Annotated in this window: 5 protein-coding genes; all 5 read left to right on the forward strand. The window is 63.9% G+C overall.

Annotated elements, in window-relative coordinates; genetic code table 11:
- The first annotated feature begins 103 nt into the window (after positions 1-103).
- A complete protein-coding gene (locus tag ACILRA_RS22225) occupies positions 104-511 on the forward strand; it encodes an AtpZ/AtpI family protein (protein ID WP_395664219.1) in 408 nt (135 codons plus the stop codon).
- A 2-nt stretch (positions 512-513) separates the two neighbouring features.
- Positions 514-1,266: a F0F1 ATP synthase subunit A gene (locus ACILRA_RS22230; RefSeq protein WP_395664220.1), complete on the forward strand. Its 753-nt coding sequence runs from the start codon at positions 514-516 to the stop codon at positions 1,264-1,266.
- A gap of 45 nt (positions 1,267-1,311) precedes the next feature.
- Positions 1,312-1,536 (forward strand): F0F1 ATP synthase subunit C, encoded by a 225-nt coding sequence (locus ACILRA_RS22235; RefSeq protein ID WP_395664221.1) that lies wholly within the window; start codon positions 1,312-1,314, stop codon positions 1,534-1,536.
- Between the two features lie 75 nt (positions 1,537-1,611).
- Positions 1,612-2,211, forward strand: a complete 600-nt coding sequence (locus ACILRA_RS22240; RefSeq protein WP_395664222.1) for a F0F1 ATP synthase subunit B — start codon at positions 1,612-1,614, stop codon at positions 2,209-2,211.
- A 12-nt stretch (positions 2,212-2,223) separates the two neighbouring features.
- A complete protein-coding gene (locus ACILRA_RS22245) occupies positions 2,224-2,709 on the forward strand; it encodes an ATP F0F1 synthase subunit B (RefSeq protein WP_395664223.1) in 486 nt (161 codons plus the stop codon).
- The last annotated feature ends 744 nt before the right edge of the window (positions 2,710-3,453 follow it).

A 3,453-nucleotide genomic window follows, 5' to 3' on the forward strand; every position in this document is an offset into this window, starting at 1 on the left:
ACCAATCCATTTCTTGACACATTTTGGACCCGCAACTATGGTGCGCCCGCTTTGGGAAGGGAGAATTTCCGAGCGTGGACGGCGTTTGCCTGGAGTTAGTCTGATGACCAAGCCGAGCAACGACACACCGCGAGACGAACCTCCCCCGCCTGAGCTGGGTGATCTCTCGGCCCGCCTCAAGGACCTGTCAGGCCGCATCGCGGCGGAACGGTCCGAGCAGGCCGAAAGCACGAAACCGTCCGCGAGCATGCAGGGCGCCACTGGCTTCGCCAAGGGTTACCGTCTCGCGAGCGAGTTCGTTGCCGGGACGCTGGTCGGCGGCCTTATTGGCTATGGCATCGACTGGCTGTTCGGCACGTTGCCCTTCGGCCTGATATTCTTCCTGCTCCTCGGCTTCGGAGCCGGCATCCTGAACATGGCCCGCGCGGGCAACAGGGCGCCCCTGGCACAGGAGAGGCTTGGTTCAAACCCGCCGCCAAAAGCGGCCCTGGATGATGATGATGAGGACTGAGCGTGGCTAACGATCCGATCCACCAGTTTCAGATCAAGGAACTCGCGGGCCCGTTCCATATTGGCGGCTACGAGATCGCCTTCACCAATTCGGCCCTGTTCATGGGCATCGCGGTCGCCACCGTCACGACCATCCTGCTCGTGGCCGCCGCACGCGGCGCGCTGGTGCCGGGGCGGCTCCAGTCGGTCGGCGAGTTGTGGTACGAATTCATCCACAACATGGTGAAAAACGTGCTGGGGCCGGAGGGGAAACCATTCTTCCCGCTGGTGTTCTCGCTGTTCTCCTTCGTGCTCGTGGCCAACATGCTCGGCATGTTCCCTTACTTCTTCACGGTCACCAGCCATGTGATCGTCACGGCCTCGCTTGCCGTCTTCGTGGTGGCGCTGGTGGTGGTGGTCGGCATCGCCAAGCACGGGCTGGGCTGGTTCAAGCTCTTCGTGCCGCATGGCGTTCCCGCGGTCATATTGCCCTTCATCTCGCTGATCGAGATCATCTCCTTCCTGTCGCGCCCGGTGAGCCTGGGTCTTCGTCTGTTCGGCAACATGCTGGCGGGCCACATCGTGCTCAAGGTCTTCGCGGGCTTCGTGGTGAGCCTCGGCGCGCTGGGCTTCGGCGGCATCCTCGGCGCGGTGGCGCCGCTGGCCATGGCGGTGGCCCTCACCGCTCTCGAGTTCCTGGTGGCGTTCCTGCAGGCCTTCGTGTTTGCGATCCTCACCTGCGTCTATCTCAACGACGCGCTCCATACCCATCACTGATTTCCACCCCTCAACCCAACCTGACGGATACTCAAGGAGACTAAAATGGAAGCAGATGCAGCAAAGCTGATTGGCGCTGGTATCGCCTGTATCGGCATGGGCGGCGCCGGCATCGGCGTGGGCCACATTTTCGGTAACTACCTGGCGGGCGCGCTGCGCAATCCGTCGGCAGCCCCGGCCCAGTTCACCAACGCGCTGATCGGCGCGGCGCTCGCGGAAGGCCTCGGCATCTTCTCGCTCGTCGTCGCTCTCCTGCTCCTGTTCACGTAATCCTTCATTACGGCAATCAAATCGAAGCCTGGCGGGCTGAACCCCGAACAGGCTTCCCCATTTGAGGCTCTAGACATGTCGCAGACGACAATCGTCGTTGCCGAGGAAACCACGGCGGTGGAAGCACCGGCTGCTGGTGAAACTGGCCACACGACCGAGACCACGGGCCATGACGGCGGCCACACGGGCGCCTTCCCGCCCATGGACGCGACCACATTCCCCTCCCAGATCTTCTGGCTGGTGATCTTCTTCGGCCTGCTCTACCTGCTGATGAGCAAGCTGGCGCTGCCGAAGATGGCCGCCGTTCTCGAGAAGCGCCACAAAACGATCGAGGGCGATCTCGCCAAGGCCTCCGCACTCAAGAATGAGACGCAGGCCGCGGTGCAGGCCTATGAGAAGGCGCTGGCCGACGCCCGCGCCAAGGCGCAAGGCATCGCCGCCGAGACACGCGCCAAGATGAACGCCGAAATGGAAGCCGAGCGCGCGGCACTCGAGAAGAAGATCGGCGCCAAGACGGCCGACGCTGAAGCGAAGATCGCCGCCGCCAAGGCGAGCGCCATGAAGGACGTGGGCGAGGTCGCCGCCGAAACGGCAGCCGAGATCGTGTCCGAACTGACCGGCGCCACGGTGAGCAAGGCGGAGGCCGCCAAAGCCATCGCCGGGCTCAAGGCATAGGGAGAGACAAGTATGCATCTCGACGCAACATTCTTCGCCCTCGTTGCCCTCATCATCTTCCTGGGCATCGTTGCCTATGCCGGCGGCTTCAAGACCATGACCTCCGGCCTCGACACCCGCGCCGAGCGCATCCGCAACGATCTCGAGCAGGCGGCAAAACTCCGCAAGGAAGCCGAAGCCCTGCTCGCGGAATACAAGCAGAAGCGCATCGACGCCGAGAAGGAAGCGGCCTCCATCATCGCCGCCGCAAAGGCGGACGCCGAGGAATATGCCGCCGAAACCCGCCGCAAGCTGAGCGAGTCCCTCGACCGCCGCACCGCCCAGGCCGAGCAGAAGATCGCCCAGGCCGAAGCCGCCGCCATCAAGGACGTGCGCAATGCGGCAACCGAACTCGCCATCGCCGCCGCCCAGAACATGGTGGCCCAGGTCGCCAAGGGCGCCACGGGTGACCAGCTGATCGCCTCGTCGATCCAGGCCGTGAAGAACCGGCTGAACTGATCTTCCAATCGAAGACGCAAAAGCCCGGCCGAAAGGCCGGGCTTTTTTGCTTGCGCGAACTGCCTGCCCCGTTCCCTTCTCCCGCGCGGCAGCGTGGGAGAAGGTGGCCGGCAGGCCGGATGAGGGCTCTTTCAACCGGCATGACTCGCGGACAGAGGCCCTCATCCCCCCTTCGGGGACCTTCTCCCATCGCGTTGCGACGGGAGAAGGGAATTCATGGAGTCGAGCGAGCTGCCTGCCCCATTCCCTTCTCCCGTTGCGAAGCAATGGGAGAAGGTGGCCGACAGGCCGGATGAGGGCTCTTTCAACCGGCACGACACGTGGACAGAGGCCCTCATCCCCCCTTCGGGGACCTTCTCCCATCGCGTTGCGACGGGAGAAGGGAATTCATGGAATCGAGCGAGCTGCCTGCCCCGTTCCCTTCTCCCGCGCGGCAGTGTGGGAGAAGGTGGCCGACAGGCCGGATGAGGGCCTCTTTCAACCGGCATGACTCGCGGACAGAGGCCCTCATCCCCCCTTCGGGGACCTTCTCCCATCGCGTCGCGACGGGAGAAGGGAATTCATGGAGTCGAGCGAGCTGCCTGCCCCGTTCCCTTCTCCCGTTGCGAAGCAATGGGAGAAGGTGGCCGACAGGCCGGATGAGGGCCTCTTTCAACCGGCATGGCTCGCGGACAGAGGCCCTCATCCCCCCTTCGGGGACCTTCTCCCATCGCGTTGCGACGGGAGAAGGGAATTCATGGAGTC

The organism is Aestuariivirga sp. (genome assembly GCF_044239095.1).
GTDB lineage: Bacteria > Pseudomonadota > Alphaproteobacteria > Rhizobiales > Aestuariivirgaceae > Aestuariivirga.

Coding starts and splice junctions, on each gene's coding strand:
- ACILRA_RS22225 (WP_395664219.1), top strand. CDS start 104: ATGACCAAGCCGAGCAACGACACACCGCGAGACGAACCTCCCCCGCCT.
- ACILRA_RS22235 (WP_395664221.1), top strand. CDS start 1,312: ATGGAAGCAGATGCAGCAAAGCTGATTGGCGCTGGTATCGCCTGTATC.
- ACILRA_RS22240 (WP_395664222.1), top strand. CDS start 1,612: ATGTCGCAGACGACAATCGTCGTTGCCGAGGAAACCACGGCGGTGGAA.
- ACILRA_RS22245 (WP_395664223.1), top strand. CDS start 2,224: ATGCATCTCGACGCAACATTCTTCGCCCTCGTTGCCCTCATCATCTTC.